The sequence below is a fragment of the Bradyrhizobium sp. LB13.1 genome, from assembly GCF_054056815.1.
This window is the reverse complement of record NZ_JBSRYQ010000001.1, coordinates 4,388,194-4,406,931: the sequence shown is the minus strand read 5'-3', so window position 1 is coordinate 4,406,931 and position 18,738 is coordinate 4,388,194. Positions and strand designations below refer to the sequence as shown.

Here is an 18,738-nt window from a genome sequence, read left to right as displayed (position 1 = left end):
CCCACCACCTGCTTTGTTACGAAGCAGGCAGCGCAACAGACCAACCTGTAGGGGGTCAATTTTGGACGCCGATCCCCCGGCTTAGGGGGTCAATATTGCAGGCCGAATGACACGTTGCCCTCGATCCGATCCAGCAGGGCGGCAAAGCCCGTCCGACTCTCAATGGGATCAGCCTCCGACACCGCCGCGTCATTGAACTCGCCCGACAGCTCGAACCCTGCACGTTTTACAAAACCCTCAATCGCAGCGCGCTGCCGCTTGTCGCTGTCTTTACCGGCTCCGACGTTGGCGGCCGACGAAGTTCGAATATAAGCGACCGCGGAGCGTTTTGTTTTTCCTGCCATAGACTTAATCCAAGTGTATGTACGGATTTCTTGAGAAATCCTGCGCGTCCGCAGCGGCTCAATGGCGTAGGCGTTGTATTCAGGGTGGAGGCGAGGGGGCTGGCGCAGCGGACCTCGGCGGAACGGGGCTCCTCCAACCCAAAGCAGCCAAGGGCGTGATTGAGCTAATCTTTGCAGCGGGATGCCGAACTGCAAAATAAAAAGCTACGGTGCCAAGCTACTGGACGTGAGGCCATGGCTAACCGCTGTTGCGTGTATGGTGTCGAAGGTTTCTCCCGACCGGCGCTCGGTCTCTTTCCAATCGATGCCACGCGGCAGGAGGAGTTCCCATTCTTGAGACCTTCCGACGTGGCCCCACAGCGCGCGCGGAGGTACGCATAACTTGAGGACCAGAACCACCGGGCGACCATTGACGCAATCAATGCCCGCCCGCCTAAAGGCGCTGTTGAGGGCAACGATGGGATCGAGTGTCGCAGATACGTAGCTCGGGTAGGGATGCTGCGTCACGAGCAGGTCGTTGCATCGCCCATGAAACAATATCTGACCATGGTCCAGCGATATCCTAGAGGCGGCGATCTCGGCGTCGAGCCCATCGATGAGCTTCCGATCCTTTTCCGAGGCCGTCCCATCTGCAAGCTGCCGGGCCGCCGCATGGTACCTATCGTATTGGCTGCGACGGTAGGCCGGAAAGTGTCTCAGATCCTTGAGCGGCGTGTAGAGGGCTTTAATCGCGGCGACCTCTGGGTCCTGTACAAGCCGCTCCGCGATGCTCTGCTGAAATCGGGCGCGGTCGTCGTTGCCTGGGTCGTCCAGATGCTTCAGCAGGGCGTCAACGTCGGGGAAGTCGTAGGACTCCGCGTCCGGCACGAGTGACGGATCGTGTGCCCGAAGCGCACGGTCGCGCGGTGTGTCGTGTAGGTACTCAAAATGCCAGCAGGAAACATCAACGGGCATTCTGATCCTACAGGAATTCGAGGAAAGACATCTTCTACCAACATAGACCGCAGCGATACTTCTATAGCACAGCAGGCCACGTCCTAAGCTGGCCGCCAAGCACGCGAACTGTCTCCCAGAGCGGGACGCGGCGCGGCCGGCGAGGTGGAGAATAAAGGGGTAGGCGAGGCCGAAGCTTCGCCCTTCGGATCTTAGTTACGGCGGGTGATCGGCGGCAATGATGGACCACGGCCCGCCGCGAGCGGGATCTGCCTCGGACCTCTCATAGATCACGCAGAACGCCGCGCCGACTTGACGAATCCTCCGATTGCGGCGCGCTGTCGGCGATCACTGTCCTTGTTAGCACCAACGTTTGCGGCCGATGACGTGCGTAGATTGGCAACAGCTTCCATCTGGGTTTCGACGCATTGGGTTAGCTCTCATTTCTGTATGGATTACTTGGAAAAGCGGGCTGTCGGCTCTGAAGCTACGCTTTCAAACATTTCAAGGGCCGCGAAAGAAGAGCAGGAGCGAAGCTAAAAGATGTTCGAGGGAAGGGGCTCCTGTAAACGTCTGAGCTAAGACATTGAATATCCAGCAAAATACAGTCCAGCTCGGGAGGGACATTTCGAAAACTGGGCCAGCGATCAGTCAGGCTTGCGACATCCTGGTAGGGGCACATGGCTGGGCCGTCCGGGCCAGCCGCGAGTTTTGGGTGGGTAGTCCGACAACCAGCTTGGTTTGTTCGGCAACCGCCGGCTACATGTGTCAACCAATAGTCCCAGCGAGTGAGCCGGCCCCCATAGAGTTGCCGGTAAGAAAGTTCGTGAGTCTTCAATGGCGGATGATGATGTTGTAACCTTCGGGGACGGTCTTCCCCCCATCCCCGAGAAACTCCTTCTGGCTCGTGATCGGGGTGAGGTCCTGTTCATTACAGGAGCGGGAATATCTCGACCAGCCCCTTCGTCGCTGCCCGACTTCCGCGAACTTGTCGTTCAAGTGTACGATCGTCTCGATCCTGCAGTTGCAGCAAAGCTGCATGCGATCTTCAAAGACGAGCAGAAGGCCCGTGATGCCGGTAGCATCTCGCGAACATCTTGGAGGGACTACACCGCGGGTTTGAATGCCGGTCAGCAAGCCGAGTTGCGGGCCTTCACGGGCTATGAGTTTGATGTCGTGCTGGGGATGCTTGAGCGCAGGCTCGATTCTGGCGCCAGCAGCGCGAGCTCGATGCGCAAAGCCGTTTCGGAAATCCTGGCGCGCACGCGACAGACAAACGAACTACACGTATCGCTCGCACGATTGGGACAGCGTTTCGGCCGCCCATTCATCGCTACTACGAATTTCGACGCCCTCCTCGGAACAGCTGCCTCGCGCAGGAAACTATCGCCGAAGATTTATGCGTTGGGTGCAATGCCTCGTCCCAGCCGGCGAAAAGAATTCGAGGGAATCTTCCACCTTCATGGCGCCTTGGGAAAAGATGATGGCGCTTCCGATCTCGTACTGACTGATCAAGACTTCGGCGATGTGTATTTACGTCGGCGGATCGCGGCCGAGTTCATCTACGATGCGGCACGCATATTCCATCTGGTCCTCGTGGGTTACAGTCTTAGCGACGCGCCGATGCGCTACCTTATGAATGCGATCGCGGGAGATGAGACGCATTTTGCCGACATCAAGGCGCGGTATGCAATCATTCCGGTCGGGAACGACAACGCCGTCGACATAGCCTATTGGCGGGCGAGAGGAATCGTTCCAATCGCGTATAATCAGCGCGACAATCACAGCCAGCTACGATCACTAATGACGAATTGGGCGGAAAGTATTCCATCGCCTGCTGACGACGCTTGGTCGCGCCGGCAGATCAGGCGCATCACAAGTTCCACCCTAGAGGCGGCATCCGAGGCTGACCGATCACTCTTTCGATACCTTGTGCGCAGAGCGACACCATCCGAACGGGAATCGTTCGCCGGTTTGCTCCGCGGAGGTGGAGCATCAGCGCGGTGGCTCGGGTATATAAATGAAATCACGCGAGAAGACGTGGCGGGACCACGATGACTGATGACCATACCCTTAGAGGTCGCGAACTGGCTCAACAAATCAGAGCTACAACAATCGCGTTCCTACAGAACCGATTGAACGATCGTTCCTCAATTGAATGGGCACTGGAACTAGGTAGCGAACACGACGAAGAGCGGCTCGCGATCCGGCATTTGATCACAAGTGCGGCCGTCAAGATGAAGGAGCCGTTTCGCTCCGCCTGGTCTTGGCTTCTGGAATCATGGTCTGCAATGCCGCTGACGGGTCCCGATACACGGTATGAACTGATAACGCGCGCGCGGCAGAAGAGCATTGATGGCGACGTTTTGCGTCAGGTGGTCGATCTTGTTCGGCCATGGCCCCGCATAAAGAGACGAGAGGATTGGAGCCTGTATGGGGGCCCCGCTTTGCCGAAAGTGCCTCGTAAGCTCGGAGATTTGGTTTCCATCTCCATGACCAGCGGCAATCTTATTTCCCTTCGCGACGTCGGCCTTGAAGATATCACCAACGTTGCTCTTGCAGACGAACTAGCAGATCGGCTAGAGGCGGCCCTGTTAGATGGTTTACACGTTGCGCAGCGGCTTGGCTGGACTGAAGGGATCGACTTGACGAACTCGGAGGTGCGGCGCGTTTACCACGTCTCGGGCTTCGCGGGCAGCGAGGAGGACTCAGGCCACGATCCTGATGCTTATCGACATGGCTTTGCACCCGTGACGAAGCTTCTGTACGAGGTAATCGAGGTTCTTGCACGCATCGACGTCGAGAACGCGAAGCTTCGGATTGTTAGATGGAAGGCCAGTAAGTGGGCCCTTTTCAAGAGGCTGTGGGCTGCGCTGGCACGAAACCCCGATTTGGCCTCCGCTGAATGCTTATCGAAATTCTTGTCAGATCTTACTGACAAACAATTTTGGAAAGTCGCCGAATATCCGGAGTTTGCCGAGCTTCGAGCTCGCCGCTTCAGTGATCTGGATGAGGCTGCAAAACTGGCACTGGAAACGAGGATTCAGCGCCTTCCCCCCAAAACGCTCTGGACTAATAAGCCCGTGCCAAAGGAGTTGGAGCGCTATCGGCACATTCGCGCCGGTATCGAGTTGAAGAGAATTCTCGCAGCGCCGGCTCAAGTCAGTGACATTTCCCAGGCTTGGATCGAGGGTATTGCAGCAAAATACGAACTACCAAATGTAACCACCGTCGATTTCGACTTTGAAGGGACGTCTTCAACACGGTGGATGCAGGAGGAGGAGGAAGAAACGTTCGAAGCCTTGGATTCGGATTCGGCAGTTCGCAATTTGGAGAACGCGTTCAGCAAAGAGCGATGGGGAAACGCCGGCGCGGCACAAGTGTACTTGGAATCCCATCTCTCAGAGATCCTTGAACTTTTCTCCGCCTCGCCAGAGCTTAGCGCCAACAGCCCTGGAGTATGGGGCCAAGTCTTACGTCTTACGCGCCCTGCAAACCAAGCGTCCGCCTCAACAGAAGAGGCCAAAATCCAGGCTGAACTAGAAAGAGGGCGAGCTTTCGTAATCTTGACGCTCCTGAACTCCGTGCCGGAACGTTATCTAGAAATCTTGATTGATGGCTTGTCGGGCTGGATTGCTGATTGGGCCGTGATTTTAAAGGGCAACCCGATGTTTTCAGCGCTGTGGCTTCGCGCTTGGCCGCCAGCGGTCGATGTCACCAACAAACGCGGGACACTCTCGAAAGACGACGAGGTCGCGGACCTCTTGGGCGAGAGAGACTCCGACCTTGGCGAGCGCCTGGCTACGGCCGCCCTGAACACACCGGCCGGAGTCATGATGACGGCCTTTCTGCGCATGTGCCCCAATTTGAATGAGGTGCCGCATCCATTTGCGAGTGGTGCACTCAGGGACATGCGAGATAGCGCGGCGCGAACGACAGGCGCAACCCGCCTGCAAGTGCTTCATCGGTTTCTGTCGTCGCTAGAATACATGCGGCGCGCCGACGAAGCATGGACGGACCAGAACCTTTTGGATCCGTTGAACAACGCCGACGGAACTGAAATTGAGGTGTGGGATGCCATCTCGCGAAATCCCGTTCTTCGCTACGACACAATGCTGAGAATTGGAGAGCGGATGGCCGAGGTGGCGCATTCCAGTGCGCTGCCGATAGAGACCCGCGCGAGGCTAGGAGAACGCGTGGTGTACCGCATTCTTCTCGATAAGAACGACGGCAGGGAGCCATCGATACCGGACAGGGTCGTGCAGCAGATGCTGAGGCTTGGAACAGACCGCCTTCGTGCAGCTGGCGGACGAATTGCTGGGGTCTTTATCGAAGCCGACGACCGTCGGTCATCGCGCGAAGACCGTCTTAGAAAGGTAGTGGTGCCATTCTTTGAAACCATTTGGCCGCTGGAGAGAACGCTGGCGTCACCGAGCCTTTCAAAAGAACTTGCTAGGCTCCCTGCAAAATCAGGTACTGCTTTCGCTGAAGCCGTCGATGCGATCGCACGCTTCCTGATTCCCTTCGATTGTTGGTCGCTGCATGACTACGGGCTCTATGAGCGTGACGCCGATGGCAAAAACTTGCGAAAAACAATCGGGGACGCCGCGTCGGCGCTTCTGAAGCTCCTCGACATGACAATCGGCAGCGAGGAGCGTGCTGTGCATCCGCTCGATCTGGATCGCGCCTTGGTCGCCATACGGGGTGCTAACCCGAAACTGGTTCGCGACACGCGGTACGCGCGTCTATCTGCACTGGAAAGGCATTGACAAGCTCCCGCCAATAAAGCGGATCGAAGATCACCGCTCCGCCGAACCTCGTTACAATCGCTCGTATTTTTGTGCGCGCCGACGAAAGCTACGGTTGGAAGCCACGGTTGTCACGCTTCTTTCGCGCGCAAACCACTTGTCTGAAAGGGCAGGGAGGCTTCATCTAGCATCAAGCTCATCCTTGATCGCGACCCGTCGAGGAACGCCATGCTCGACCCGACTATGCACGCCTGCGAGCAATAGCCTCAGGGCTCGCGGCCGGTTGTCCAAGGGCGTCCGACGAGCAACGGCAGCACGTCTGCGCCGCCTGCCATGAGGGGATTCGACGGCTCGAAGTGTTCCCGCAATTCTCGCTTCCGGACGAGTGAGCGCGCTTCCAGAAATGCATCCTTCAGACTAACGGCTTTCCGGAGCGCGACGTTGAAAAAAGCGTCGCCGAAATAGGTCCACTTGGCCTTGTCCTGACAGCCAAACGACGGATGGTTGGCATCGGCCGCGGTGATGACCAGCACATTGGGATTCGCCAGACGCGGGATGAAGACCCCGGAATAACAAGCCGAGATGACAACCACCTTGTGTCGCACACCTGTCTTCGCGAGCATGTTGCCGAGACGAGATGGCGTGAGCGTCTCTGTGTGCCGCCCCGCCTTGATTGCGAGGCCGTCTGGAGAGCCATGCGAGGTGAGAATCAAAAAGAGAACGTCTTTCTCAGCATCCAAGCGGTTGGCTGCCGCCTGCAACGACCTGGTCAGCGCTTCGATCGTTGCATTTCCGCCCTTCTTGGAATTGTACTCCACGTCGATCGGGCCAGTCTGAAAACGGCCAGCTACGACCTCAGCTGCACCGGTCGCCTCGGATCTAAACACGCCTTGATCCCCGAACAGGCCAAAGGACACCACGCCAACCTTTCCAGCGTCCTCAACAGCATGTACCGACGAAACTAGCGGCCAGATAGTCAGAAAAAAAGCGACGAGCTGCGCACCGAGCCAACTGATCGAGGACCTGGAGGTCATGGCGAACCTCGTTTCGAGATCGCCGCGACAGAACTACGGCTCAACACAAATGGTGAAAAGCCAGTGTAGTTCCATCCTTCGGAACGGCACACGCATGAGCCCGGAAACGCGAAGTGGCAGCACCTCCGATTAAGGTCCGCTTAGTGGGTCGGAGCGGACCAGATTTGCTCACGCTGAGTTCTTCGCATTTTGACCCGAAGCGGGCATCGCGCCAGCGGGCGCTTTTCGTCCTGGTCCTGGGCTGACCAACTTTTCAGAAGAACGGCCCCGGCGCAGGGGCTGGGGGCTGATAGAGCGCCGGAGCCGTCGCTCCCCCGGTACCGAGCAGCTTCTGGAGGAATGACACAACGGTCGGATGAACCGATGACACTGAGACGAGCCCCGTCACAGACAAGTGCAGTTTGTGCCATTCGATGTGGCGTAAAAGGAAAGCCCCTTGCCGCTGGTGAAATCATTGGAATCAGGCGAAATCTGCAATATTTCAGCCATACTATCTCTGGGAAGCTTCATCGTTGGGACGAAAATGGCGCGCTGGAAGCAGGATTGGACCAGAAGAAGTTGAAAAGCTTAGGTCTTTGGCTGGCACGATGCCACTCATGAAGATTGCTGCAGAGCTGGACCGGACCACCGGCGGCGTGCTCGCAAAGGCACTGGAGGAGAAGCTGCCAGTGATCGTGCATGTAAGAAGTGGACGGGCCTGAGACGATGAGGAAGGCCATGCTGTCTGAGATCACCGCGCGCCTTTGCTACGGCCGTGAGGTCACGGCCTGCTCCGCCAGTGTCGGCTTTTTGACCCACATGTATGGACCGGCTGCGTTTCGCAAGAGAGAATGTGCGAGCGGAAGTCGCTGATATGTATCCGGCCTGTTTGATCGGCTCGCGGGCCGTGGCCTTGATGGGAATACGCACGCATCTTTGGTCTTATTAGCGGACAGGTTGGCAAGCAACCATTTGGGTCACCAGGCTCTGGATGCGCCCATTGATCGTTGCATTTTCTCTGTCGCGAACTCGGATGAGGTTTGGCTCAGATCGCCATCACCTGGTGACGGGGAGCGTCGAAGGCCGTCTCATTGCGCAGGATGCTCCACGCGATCGGCGCTAGTTTGTTGGCCAAGGCTGTCGCCAGCTTGTTGCGATGCAGCCATGGGGCTGCGTTCCGGAGGGCCGCAGAGCGGCCTCTGCAATTGCCTCGGCGTCGTTGTAGTCGTTCTTCTGTCCCTTTACGAACGGCTTGACATAGATCGCGGGGATGATCCGCGGCTGGTGACCCAGCTGGCGAAGCGCCCGGCTGACAAAGTGTGCACTGAGGCACGCCTCCATGCCGACCACACACGGTGGCAGCTTCTTGAAGGCTCGACGAGCAGCTGTCGCTTGATCTTGCGACGGAAGCGATCTTGCCGTCCGTGCCAAAGCGTACGACGTGGAAGACTTCCTTCCCGATTCGATGCCGATCGAGGCCAGCGGCTGTGTGGTGATTGTGTCCATGGCTGTTTCTCCGGATGCTGCGGGGTTGTCGTTCCAGACTATTCCCGCGGAGGAAGCAGCCGGTCCATCCCATTAGCAGACCTAGAGGGGTTCCCTACAAAGGATGACCCCAGTTCATGGCGTGCGCAATTGACGACTCGGCGGGTCAATGTTTCCGTACAAAACGCGGCAGCTTTTCTGTCCGTTTTCCGCAAGGGTACTCCCTGAACCGGGGAGCCGCGGCGCGCGACTACTAGGTCGACACGAAAACTCCGCAGGAGTTACGCCATGATCGACATATCGAAAATGAACACAAATACGCGGCTGCAGGATGTGAAAACGAAAGCGCTGGAGTTTGCGGCAGCCTTCAAAGTGCTGCCGCCGCCGAAAGTCGAGCCCGTTCTGGACAATCGCGCTACGAGCATGAATGAACTGATTTCCAAAGCGGTCGAGGCAATCGACCGTTTATCCCCCAATGCCAGACTTCTATTCATGTTCTTTATAGGCCGTGAAATTCGGAGGCTTACAAGCCTTCGAGGTGGTTCAGGCGTATCACTATGAGGTCGTCAATAACTATCGCCTTCGCATTTCGAGTCTGGAGGAAGCCGGTACGAACGTTGTCGACGATTTAGAGGTCAAGCATTGGGACGAGTTGATCGGAACGGACTGGGCTCGGCGCCGAGGTATATGGCTGCCGACGATGAGGAGCATAGTCGTGCCGATAAGCACCAAGTTTGACCTCGACGCAGAAACGCATACGCAGACGTGGGCGACTTACGCCGAAAACACGTATGCAGAAGGTACGGAGAACTACGTAGACGTTTATACCAGTGCAGAACTTGGCGCGAAGATTCCAATCCAAAAGGTATTCACCTTTGACGTAAGAGCAGGGGTGAAAGTAGGTGAGAAGCATTTCAAGAAATCTGAAGAGAAGCAGGGCGAGAGATTCGGCGCCCAAATATCGAAGACATTCATAGTCACCAAAATAGGACGGAACGCCCTGGAGTATTATCCCGGGCTCGCGAATGAGCCGGTGGTAAATCCTCTCGCTATTCAAACTGGTTGGGCAGTAGAGCTGAAAGAGTTGAACAAGAAAATGGGCATGTACTGGAATGGAGTCGGTCCAGCGGATGGTGTCGAATCAGGCAGTGCCTACAAGCATGTTGCGGACGATATTCAGCAGATGGTCGATGCTACCGGCCTAGAAATGGCGCGTCGGGCAGTTTCGATGAGATACAACAAGCCTCGATCAAACTAGCCAGCCAGCTAAAGGCTGATAAACAATCCCTGTAACAGCAAGTTCACTTGGGAAATAGCTTGTCCCGAATGTAGCGCGAGGTCGGGGTCAACCTTATGCCGCTCGGCTTTCGCCAAACTGCCCGATCAATCTCCTTCGGATCGCCTATCCGGTCAGCGCGAAGTCAATGTTGTGACAGGAATTCCAACGTGACTCGGTTGAAGACGTCTGCATTCTGTCTCTGCATAGCGTGCGCCGCATTCGGTATCACCGCTGTCGCAGGAAATTCCCTGCACTTTCGCATTTCATTGTAGAAGAACTCGAATCTTTTTGGGCTCTTATCGCCAGTCATGAGCAGCACCGGAAATCAAATTTCTTGATGTCGGCGCATGTGCTGATCGGGCGGTCTTTGTCTCCCAACGCCGTGTAGATGTTTGCCAGAAACATATCCTTGGCAGGTTGTGGAAGCTTTAGCCATGTGCCGGCGCCGTTCAATCCATCAACGAAGACCTCCGCAGCTTTGGCAGCATCCTCGGTTTGCAAATTTTCCTGCAAAGTCCTGATGACCTTCTTGGTGAACTCTCCGGCTTCTTTGGCCTCGGCGGTCTCGGCCACCGGCATCTCGATGCTCGCATCCGGCAGTACGAGGGTTCGAACGACTTCCGGGTGCGATTTAGCTACCTCGGTTGCAACGGCACCACCGCGCGAGTGCCCGATGAGGTGTATCTTGCCGAGCTTCAATCTTGTGATCAACGCAACAACATCTTGAGCATGCTGTTCGATGGAAAAGTCGGTGCCGGTGCCATCCCAACGTTCCGGGTAAAAATGCCTCAAGTTGACGGCAATCACCCGGTAATTTGCACTGAACTTGCCGAATTGCGCGTCCCAAATGCGGTAGTCGTTGGTCGACCCGTGCACCAAAAGGACCGCTGTGCCTTCGCCCGCGTCCCGGTATGCCATGGGATATCCATTGATGGCTTCCCATTTCAGTTCCGGTGGAATGGGCCAGTTCGGCTTGACCCCTTGTGCCCATAGAGTGTTCATGCACACGGCAAATAGAAATGAGACCATGATGCGCATCGAACCTCCTCCTCAGGCAGGCTTCCGAGAGGACTGGGTTTGCCGCCGGCATAGTTCACCACAACGCAGGTGGCAGCAAGCAATAACCCCAGCGCTGTATGCCTTCTTGCCTCGTCAGAGTCCGGTTGTGGCCCAAATGCGAAGTGCACGATGTCCGCTATTTAGTCGCTATCGGGGGAAAAGCGGACGTCGCACACAATCCGCGGGCGGTCTTACTGCGCTAGAAATCTGAATGCGACAACGAGTGCCACCATGCTCGCGAAAATCAGCAGTGCCGGGAGGGATTTTCGGGTCATTGGCCTCGTCGAATGGCGCGCAGCCGATTGACCGGGTTGAGGTCTAGGCGGTCTTTGGGACCGCACGACTTTGCCCTCTGTCGTTGGCGTCCGAGCCTTTGGTTCCGGCGCTGTGCCTACGCCTCCCATCTCGCTGTAATAAGCGCTGTAGACCTCGCGAACGGCGAGGGCCGCGGACTCGGCCTCGCTCATTGCCTCGAGCCGAGTTCGATAGTTAGTCAGAAAGCTTTGGGCGCTGGACGGCAGGTCATCGAAACTACCGAGCTTGGCCATCATGAGCCAGGTGGCAAAATCCGCCTCAGCCTTCGTGCGCGCTTTCTTGGCGATACTGGCGTTGGAGCTAGAGGACATGGTGGTCCGATTCTTTTGAACCCGGCCGCGACGCTGTTCATCGACACCATCCGTGCGGCGGGAAAGGCAATTGGCAATCCACTCACAGTAACGACGGCGCGGGAGAGTTCAAACGCGAACCTCGCCAACTAGTCGGCTCCTGGCCCAGGTTGAAGCGGACTGAACAGGCTAGCTAGGGTAGGGTTCACCTCTGCTGATGCCCCAACGGCAGTAGCCAACATTGACTCGTGGTCCAGTTCGACTCCAATTTGCACGCTCTGGATGCATGCTCTGCGACGAACCATACGAACAGTGAGCGCGGAAACAGCGTCTGCAGGCCGATCCTTAAACGTCTGCGGATATCCACTCCTCCACATTCAAGCGACTATCACATTGAAGGTTCGTTCGAATTCCGGCTCGATAGTGAGTGCGCTACCGCCCACCTACGGTGCCAACCTACGGGTCATCGAAAAAACTGCCAAGACGCGCAGCATGGTGTGACAACAACGCATTGTTCTTATCCGCTTACGACCGCGAGAAGACCTGGATCGGTGTTGGTCCAACCTGTCAAGCGGAGCATGTCGCGATGCGGTAATTCTTCCTCGAAGTTTCAATGTTCAGTCAACAGACGCGATAGCCTTGGGGTTGTGCAGGCACCCGAGTTTCGGCATAGGCTATCGTTAATGCCCTTCCGGAAGTAGGCCATTTTTGTGGGACCTACCGTGGACGGAAATTGTTTCGCCTCCACTAGATGTCGACGATGACCTCACAGGCCGCGCACGGATCGCCGTAAAAGCAATATGCCGCGTATGTGTCCTCCGCGGAGTCGCCCTCATACGCCTTAGTGCGCAGGCGCCGTATTATCTCCGCGAAGGGGGTGCTTGGCTCCGATTTTACAGACTTATAGAACGTCTCTGCGACTTGATGGGCTATTCCATCTTTCACACTCCACAACGGTGCGATTACGGCGCTTGCACCGAGCTCAATGAACGAGGCGGCGAAACCACCGAGACCGACCAGAGCTGCCGTTCCACGTCCAACTTCGCAAGCATTGATGAACACGAAGGGCCGCTTATGTGCAAAGGTCCGTTCCAATCCCTCGATTCCCAACAGCTGCGAGGGACTTAGTTCCTCACCGTTGTCAAGTTGGAGGACCTGTCTGCCGTCGGCACCGTCCTTACCATGGCAAACGAAATGTACGAGCGACCGTCCAGTTGACGTGAGCTTTTCCGCAATCTGTGCGAACGTGGCGGGGTTGATCGCTTCGGCTGCAAAATCGTGCGTCAGCAGCGCCTGCTCAGAGTCGGAAAATGCCAGCACTAAGCGGGTACCCATGTATTTCGGCGCGATGACGTAGCTGTCGGTGAAGGGAATTCGTGTGCGTCCAGCGACGAAGTCGGGTGGAATCCAACGGCCGATCGGGAATTCGACCCCGAGCGGCTTGCGCGTCTCCACCTCACCGTTAGTGCGCTTCCGCCGGGGAATCATCAATTCCCAAGGGATGTAAGGTTCTTCCGATACGATCGAAATCTCGCGCGGCAGCTTTCCGGCATCCACGAGTTTCCAGAAGAGATTCCTGAACGATCTGGGGGCGGCATCAAATAGCGCAATGCCAGCCCCACGTAGTTCGGCAATTAGCGCACCGGGCGCCGGCTGTTTCCTTGTAAAGGCTTGCATATAGCCGCGCACTAGCTGCTCGGCCACACCGGGCAAGTTCCATGCTGTGGTGACCGGCACTTTATATGCTTCAAGCAGGGGCGTGGACAGAGTGCACTCGAACTGTCTTCCATCATTCGCCTCGGCCGCTCGGATTGCGATACACAGGTCCGGCGTGCGACAGCGCTGCAACTCGACGCGAGCAGGCCGGCTAGCCGGCGGCGCGGCCGCGGCCAGTCCGGCGATAGTAGCCATCCGCGTCACCTTTCCACTGGGACGACCCTTGTGGAAGAACAATGCGGTGATCATCGGTGGTACGTCGACACGTAGCGCGTTCGGAGGCTTGACCCTGAGCTCAAAAGAACAAGCTTCCGCGGGCCCGTTATCGGCGTACAGGGTCATCGTGCGCATAATGTCGCTTAACACAATGAAATGACTGCTGACGCTGAGGTGCACTTGTACCTGGGTACCGACTGGGAGCACGACGTCTTCGCTGTCTTCTCCAGCGCGCGCGGCTTGCGTATCGAGGTAGACCTGCACCTGGAACACTGCGTCGGGCTGTAGCGGAGCATCAAAACGCAGGTGCGGAGTACGTCGTACAATGTCGCCGCTGGGTTGTGCCTCTTCGCTGGGTGGTGGTGCTCCTTTGTCGAACTCCGGTGCCGATCGGAGGTCGGGGTACGCTGAGGTATTAGCAATCGAAAGGCGAAGGCGAGAGATCAGCAGGTTGCGCGCAGGGCTCGGAATGTCCGACACGCGAGCGAGACGCCATTCGATTTCTTGAATGTATTGCGCGCATGCGGTTTCGTCCTCACCGCTCAGCGGGCCCAGTGCGAGAAACGACTCAATGTATTGGATCGAACGTTCGGAGTCTCCAAGCGCGAAGCCGACAAGCGCTTGACGCAAGAGGGATACGTGCGTGGGGGAAGCGCGGTCCTCGCTCATCGGATTTGTTCTTCGTGGTGCACCTCCCCGAACTCGTTCACGTAGCGAACCGTGATGAGCGGACCGTCGAAATCCAGAATCGCGAACCCAAACACTGCCCAGCTCTCAAAGCCCTTGGAAATGGACTCGCGAAGTTCATAAGAAGCCGGGGCGACCAGCGGATCGTTTTTTCTGTGTACCATGTAAACTGGCACGCCGCCGTGGCCGATAAGCCGCGGGTATTGGACGTTATGGAAAGCATCGTATAGCACGCAGCGGTGTTCGTGGCCCCAGAAGGCCGCGTGGATGCGGCCGGCGTTGAGTACGGGGGCAAGCTTCTCTCGCATTGTGCGTCCCACGGCGGGGGTATCCTCGTATGCGCTGAAAAGTTGATGATGGCTGAGCAAAATCGCACGCTGCGGATTTCGGTCGAGCTCGCTCTTTATCCACTCGGCTTGGGGGTCCTTCAGGCCATTGTCGTCCCAAGCGGTATCCAGCGCGAAGATTTGCCATAGGTCGTTGTGCAGACGAAAAAAGCTTGATCTCCCCTGTTTGCGGAAGCGCACATCCGCGAGCAAGAAGTCGAAATATGCATGCCCGCCCGAATACATGTCATGATTGCCATTGAGGGACCAGGAGGTGAGGCGGCCCGCCTCGCTAGGCCGCACAGGCCATTGTTCGAGGAAACGATTTTTGTATTCGTATTCCCAGCCGGAATAGTAGACATCACCAAGGTGCACAACGTGGGTGTCGCGTTGTTCGCGTAGAGCCTCCTCGATATAAACACGCATCGCCGTTGCCACTTTCTGCGCGCGCGGAAGGCCCGAGCCCCAGTCGCCTACAATAACAAGACGCGCATTTGGCCCCATTGCGACGGCTTCGGGCGGCTTGGAGTTAAACGCATGCCGCTGCCGTAGCCCTCGAATGCCCATTGCCACCAATGAACTGACCCAACTAGGATCGGTCTCGGAAAAGGCTTCGAAGACTCGCCGATTATCGGCGTTGCGCCGGGGCTCGGAATGGAGCAGTCGACGGCCGGTGACGACAGGACAGTCTCCCTGAACACGCCGTCCGTCATCTTCTGGCTCCTCCTCGAGGACCTGCGAGGCGTAATCAGGTGCGTTGTATCTGTATTCAAGCGCACTTTGAATGATGCTAACAACTGGATCGCGGCTGATGAAGGCGAAGTCGTCTAGCTCAGCTGGCCAATCGTTGCGCCGTTCGGGCGGGGAGGACTCAAAACCAGGCTGCCCACTCGATTGTTGTTTCTCTCGTGCCAGGCTGACTTCCAGATGCTCAAGTGCTGTAGCGTAGTCGGCTACATTCACCGGCGGCGACTCGCTTGAAGCGGAGGGGGGACACAGGTTGCGGCGCATCTCTTCCCCGATGGCTTCCATCTGGCGGACGACGAACTCTCGATTAAGAAGCTGCGCTATCATGTAGATCTCCTCGCTGATCAGACGGTCGCTGTGCGATCGGAGGTGGACGTCGAAGCGCCCGAGGACGCGGATCACTTACGTCACAACGCTCTATCCATTTAGAGCCCGTACAAGTCACGGTGCGATGCAATATCGCGCCAACAGTCGCGGCCGTACCCGAACAGGCGGACTGGCAAGTTTCTACGAACGGACGTATACTTTAGCGGTTGCAACCCGGTTGGGAAGAGATATGTTTAGAAACCCTACCCCGGGATAGTTCGCGTATAGGTTTTCCATGCCGGATGTATTCAAAATCCGCGTGATCAGAACCGGAGACGCTGAATGCCAGATTTTCGCCGAATCCCGAGCCGGGAAGGCGGAATCTGAGGGACCTCTGCCTGTCGAGGATCTAGCCCTGAGGGCCCGGCCGTTTCACAAGGAAATGAGCCGCGCTGCGGTCACGCGGCGTGCTGAATTTAGTGACAATGACGCCAGCGAGCGAATGCTTGCCCCACCTCGCCACGCTTCGGTCCGCGACGACGACGCCGTCGCGAAGACGGAAGCCCATAGAACCGATCTGAGAATTACGCAGGAGGTCGGCACCAGCATATTCGATTTCCTGTTTAGGCCGGATATCGACCGACTGTTCCGCGAAAGCATGGAGATGTCCTTTGAGGCTGAAGAAGCGCTGCCGATCAGATTACTAATCGAGCAAATTCCGCAGCTCACCGAAGTCCCTTGGGAATCAGTTTACGATCGAAAAACGCAAGGATTTCTCTCGCTTTCGCGGCAGACGCCATTCATTCGAGCTGTAAGACGAGATCCGGTAAGACTGTCGCGCAAGCGCAAGCCGCAGTTACGCATACTCGGAATGGTCTCCCGCCCCAGCGACATGGTCAATTTCTCACTCAGTCCTATTGACGCAGAGGGCGAGCAGCTCGAGATGCGCCGCGCGATAAAGGAGTTGGAAGAACAGAACAAGGTCAACCTTCATTGGACTGTTTCCGGGCGGCAGGACGATTTGGAGGACGCGGTAATTCGTCCGCCGATGCCGTGGAACATCTTTCATTTTATCGGACACGGAGGGTTCGACTGCGATGTAGGGCAGGGGTATTTGCTTATCCAAGAAGAGGATGGCACCAAAGCAGCTGTATTGTATTCAGAGACGCTGCGGAACATTTTGATCGGTCCAAATGGTCCGCAACTGGTCGTGCTCAATTCCTGTAAAGGAGCTTTCGCCAGCTCAGGCGATCTATTTTCGAGCACTGCTTCGGATTTAGCAGTGGGAGGAGTTCCGGCTGTCGTTGCCATGCAATTCGTAGTTAGCGACACGATGGCGAAGGCGTTTAGCCGAAAGTTCTATGAATGTATCACTAAGGGGGACTCCATCGGCACTGCGATGGCGATCACGCGGGCATATCTGAAAATGAGGATGTTCCCGGAATGGGTTGCACCGGTTCTGTTTCTTGGAGGCGACGACACACCAATTTTCTATGAATAGGTCACGAATTGGAGCAGAGAAGTGACCGAATTTGTACCAATAAACTTGCCGGCACTATTGATCGGGGCCGCATTAATTGCTGTCACCGCATTTAGGGATTTTCATTTACCGTATCAACCGCAACAGCTGCGCTATGCGGTTTCCCGTCGGCACTATTTTCTGGGAGCCGCGGTTTACATCGGCGCGAACATCATAACTTTCCTGCTGGCGACCGGGATCGTACAGTTCGTGTTGGTGCTGATAAACCGCCATACCGGCATTTTCGGTATCAAGGAAGGTGAGCCGCAAGGTATTCGGCAAACATCGCTTGTCTTATCCGCGTTGATCATCGTCACGTTTCCGTACCTTCCCGGCGCGCGCGGGCCTTTCGAGGCGCTCCGGCGCTTTGCGCACGAGCTCGCGTTGTACCCCAAATCGATCCAACTCCTGACGACGATCTTGGCGACTGCGCCGTTCGAGCCGGGCCCGAGCACGCACGAACAGCTGGAAAACCAACTCGAACGCTACTCGGTGCCGAAGGGCACCTTGAAAACGATGATTTCCCTTAGCGCCGTGCAGCGATTAGAAGAAGCGTGGTCCCTCCGAACCTGTTTTGGGGAGATCGCCAAGTCCGCAATGTTCTCAGGGTTCGTCCAGGCACGCGGGGCCGCAATGGCGAAGCTTGAGGTGGAGCTTCAGAAGGTGCTGCGGCGAACGGCCAAGGCGCTCCTGACTTTGAGTAGCGTCCAGCGCAAGCAGCTCCGCGTGGTATCGCAGTTCGTGGCGGAAGATTGCGAGGGGCTTGTTGGGGGATATCGTACTCTGCTGGCCGAAGCGGCGATGTCCTGCGTGCCCGGCCCGGGCGGTCGAGAAAAGCTGATCCGATCGTTCGGCTATGTAGTCTCACTTCCGCACTCGCTGCCATACCTCCCACTCATAGTGGCATTCGGTCTGGACTTCGCACTCTTGCTGTGGCCCTTAATTATCTCTCCGTGGGTCTCGGTAAGTACTCCCTTCCCGAGAATCAACATGTTCTCCTTCGCACTCGCGCACGCGATTTGCGAGACCGCAGCGATTGCTTGGGCAATTTAATCCTAAAGTGGCTTGGGATTTCGCGCGCCCTTCGCGCAAGCTGCCGATTATGTCCTACGCCGTGTTCGGCCTGTTCTCGTTCCTCACCGGAATCCTAGTCTGGACCGGGCTTCGAGTTGGAATCGAACCGATTCCTGGAATGCCCTTTGCGGAGCACCCGGTACCGTTCATTCTGATGAACTCGCTATCGTTCTTACTCATGACGGTTTTCGTGAGCGTACTCATCGACACACGGACGCGGACCCACTCGTACGACTACCGGAGCAATCGCTGGCGCGACGCCTTCATCCTGGCGCTGGCATTGTCGGGGGCGGCGGTTCTCTTCCAAGTCGTGATCTATTCGTACATGCCGCCAGTCCTTCGAGCAGGGTGGCTGCCAGAGATCTATCTGGGGTTGACTTTCCTTCTCGGCTTGGTGCTCGGGTTCTTTGTTCCCTCAGTCGCTGCCGCATATTTGCAGGCCGGTGAAATAATTGCCGAGCAGGTTCCGAGCGATGCGGACTTCTTATCGCACATCAAACACCGCAAATCGATCAATGCCCCCAGGCTCCAAGATCAAGATGGCGCGGGGGCCCCGACTTGATATTGCGGGGTACGCCATAGAGCCCTCAGGACAGTGAAATGGGTATGCTCAAGATGACGCACTGCGGAGTCCATTTGCTTGGGCCCGCTATTGGTATATCGGTCGCAACGAAGCGCTAG

14 protein-coding genes and 2 pseudogenes are annotated in these 18,738 nt (G+C 56.8%); 7 read left to right on the top strand and 9 right to left on the bottom strand.

Features of this window, described 5'->3' with window-relative positions; all coding sequences use genetic code 11:
* Nucleotides 1-89: 89 nt before the first annotated feature.
* Complete coding sequence (locus ACVWYI_RS20925) at nt 90-344, bottom strand: recombinase family protein (RefSeq protein WP_456663070.1); 255 nt, start codon at nt 342-344, stop codon at nt 90-92.
* A 204-nt stretch (nt 345-548) separates the two neighbouring features.
* Nucleotides 549-1,298 (bottom strand): hypothetical protein, encoded by a 750-nt coding sequence (locus ACVWYI_RS20920; RefSeq protein ID WP_456663069.1) that lies wholly within the window; start codon nt 1,296-1,298, stop codon nt 549-551.
* A gap of 816 nt (nt 1,299-2,114) precedes the next feature.
* On the opposite strand from ACVWYI_RS20920, the gene ACVWYI_RS20915 reads away from it, so the two are divergent.
* Entirely contained in the window at nt 2,115-3,335 is a 1,221-nt protein-coding gene (locus ACVWYI_RS20915) for an SIR2 family protein (protein ID WP_456663068.1), read from the top strand.
* Nucleotides 3,332-6,046 carry a hypothetical protein gene (locus ACVWYI_RS20910; protein WP_456663067.1) on the top strand — a complete coding sequence of 905 codons (2,715 nt, stop codon included), beginning with the start codon at nt 3,332-3,334 and terminating at the stop codon, nt 6,044-6,046. The genes ACVWYI_RS20915 and ACVWYI_RS20910 overlap by 4 nt, the downstream gene beginning before the upstream one ends.
* A 245-nt stretch (nt 6,047-6,291) precedes the next feature.
* Here ACVWYI_RS20910 and ACVWYI_RS20905 read toward each other — a convergent pair whose 3' ends face one another.
* Nucleotides 6,292-7,059 carry a C13 family peptidase gene (locus ACVWYI_RS20905; RefSeq protein ID WP_456663066.1) on the bottom strand — a complete coding sequence of 256 codons (768 nt, stop codon included), beginning with the start codon at nt 7,057-7,059 and terminating at the stop codon, nt 6,292-6,294.
* Between the two features lie 1,158 nt (nt 7,060-8,217).
* Nucleotides 8,218-8,544 (bottom strand): annotated as a pseudogene (locus ACVWYI_RS20900) (IS110 family transposase); the annotation flags it as partial.
* Between the two features lie 267 nt (nt 8,545-8,811).
* Here ACVWYI_RS20900 and ACVWYI_RS20895 point away from each other — a divergent pair.
* Both ACVWYI_RS20895 and ACVWYI_RS20890 read left to right on the top strand, forming a co-directional pair.
* Nucleotides 8,812-9,084, top strand: coding sequence for a hypothetical protein (locus ACVWYI_RS20895; protein ID WP_456663065.1), 273 nt, complete (start codon nt 8,812-8,814; stop codon nt 9,082-9,084).
* A complete protein-coding gene (locus ACVWYI_RS20890; protein WP_456663064.1) occupies nt 9,032-9,781 on the top strand; it encodes a hypothetical protein in 750 nt (249 codons plus the stop codon). The genes ACVWYI_RS20895 and ACVWYI_RS20890 overlap by 53 nt, the downstream gene beginning before the upstream one ends.
* A 43-nt stretch (nt 9,782-9,824) precedes the next feature.
* On the opposite strand, the pseudogene ACVWYI_RS20885 reads toward ACVWYI_RS20890, so the two are convergent.
* The 5 genes and pseudogenes from ACVWYI_RS20885 to ACVWYI_RS20865 form a co-directional block, all read right to left on the bottom strand.
* Nucleotides 9,825-9,929 (bottom strand): annotated as a pseudogene (locus tag ACVWYI_RS20885) (NUDIX hydrolase); the annotation flags it as partial.
* Nucleotides 9,930-10,108: 179 nt separating this feature from the next.
* On the bottom strand, nt 10,109-10,840 hold the full coding sequence (locus ACVWYI_RS20880) for an alpha/beta fold hydrolase (RefSeq protein WP_456663063.1): 732 nt from the start codon (nt 10,838-10,840) through the stop codon (nt 10,109-10,111).
* A 212-nt stretch (nt 10,841-11,052) separates the two neighbouring features.
* Nucleotides 11,053-11,487: a hypothetical protein gene (locus tag ACVWYI_RS20875; protein WP_456663062.1), complete on the bottom strand. Its 435-nt coding sequence runs from the start codon at nt 11,485-11,487 to the stop codon at nt 11,053-11,055.
* A 726-nt stretch (nt 11,488-12,213) separates the two neighbouring features.
* A complete protein-coding gene (locus ACVWYI_RS20870) occupies nt 12,214-14,067 on the bottom strand; it encodes a CHAT domain-containing protein (protein ID WP_456663061.1) in 1,854 nt (617 codons plus the stop codon).
* Nucleotides 14,064-15,560, bottom strand: coding sequence for a metallophosphoesterase family protein (locus tag ACVWYI_RS20865; protein ID WP_456663060.1), 1,497 nt, complete (start codon nt 15,558-15,560; stop codon nt 14,064-14,066). The genes ACVWYI_RS20870 and ACVWYI_RS20865 overlap by 4 nt, the downstream gene beginning before the upstream one ends.
* 199 nt (nt 15,561-15,759) lie before the next feature.
* Here ACVWYI_RS20865 and ACVWYI_RS20860 point away from each other — a divergent pair, with 199 nt between their 5' ends.
* The 3 genes from ACVWYI_RS20860 to ACVWYI_RS20850 are packed head-to-tail and all read left to right on the top strand — an operon-like array spanning nt 15,760 to nt 18,619.
* The gene (locus tag ACVWYI_RS20860; protein WP_456663059.1) at nt 15,760-16,965 is read left to right on the top strand and encodes a CHAT domain-containing protein; all 1,206 of its coding nucleotides are present in this window, start codon (nt 15,760-15,762) and stop codon (nt 16,963-16,965) included.
* Between the two features lie 21 nt (nt 16,966-16,986).
* Nucleotides 16,987-18,036 (top strand): hypothetical protein, encoded by a 1,050-nt coding sequence (locus ACVWYI_RS20855; protein ID WP_456663058.1) that lies wholly within the window; start codon nt 16,987-16,989, stop codon nt 18,034-18,036.
* 49 nt (nt 18,037-18,085) lie between these two features.
* The gene (locus ACVWYI_RS20850) at nt 18,086-18,619 is read left to right on the top strand and encodes a hypothetical protein (RefSeq protein WP_456663057.1); all 534 of its coding nucleotides are present in this window, start codon (nt 18,086-18,088) and stop codon (nt 18,617-18,619) included.
* The last annotated feature ends 119 nt before the right edge of the window (nt 18,620-18,738 follow it).

Bases quoted from the DNA above. Each gene is read 5' to 3' on its own strand.
- ACVWYI_RS20925 (WP_456663070.1), bottom strand. From the start codon at position 344: ATGGCAGGAAAAACAAAACGCTCCGCGGTCGCTTATATTCGAACTTCG.
- ACVWYI_RS20920 (WP_456663069.1), bottom strand. From the start codon at position 1,298: ATGCCCGTTGATGTTTCCTGCTGGCATTTTGAGTACCTACACGACACA.
- ACVWYI_RS20915 (WP_456663068.1), top strand. From the start codon at position 2,115: ATGGCGGATGATGATGTTGTAACCTTCGGGGACGGTCTTCCCCCCATC.
- ACVWYI_RS20910 (WP_456663067.1), top strand. From the start codon at position 3,332: ATGACTGATGACCATACCCTTAGAGGTCGCGAACTGGCTCAACAAATC.
- ACVWYI_RS20905 (WP_456663066.1), bottom strand. From the start codon at position 7,059: ATGACCTCCAGGTCCTCGATCAGTTGGCTCGGTGCGCAGCTCGTCGCT.
- ACVWYI_RS20895 (WP_456663065.1), top strand. From the start codon at position 8,812: ATGATCGACATATCGAAAATGAACACAAATACGCGGCTGCAGGATGTG.
- ACVWYI_RS20880 (WP_456663063.1), bottom strand. From the start codon at position 10,840: ATGCGCATCATGGTCTCATTTCTATTTGCCGTGTGCATGAACACTCTA.
- ACVWYI_RS20875 (WP_456663062.1), bottom strand. From the start codon at position 11,487: ATGTCCTCTAGCTCCAACGCCAGTATCGCCAAGAAAGCGCGCACGAAG.
- ACVWYI_RS20870 (WP_456663061.1), bottom strand. From the start codon at position 14,067: ATGAGCGAGGACCGCGCTTCCCCCACGCACGTATCCCTCTTGCGTCAA.
- ACVWYI_RS20860 (WP_456663059.1), top strand. From the start codon at position 15,760: ATGCCGGATGTATTCAAAATCCGCGTGATCAGAACCGGAGACGCTGAA.
- ACVWYI_RS20850 (WP_456663057.1), top strand. From the start codon at position 18,086: ATGTCCTACGCCGTGTTCGGCCTGTTCTCGTTCCTCACCGGAATCCTA.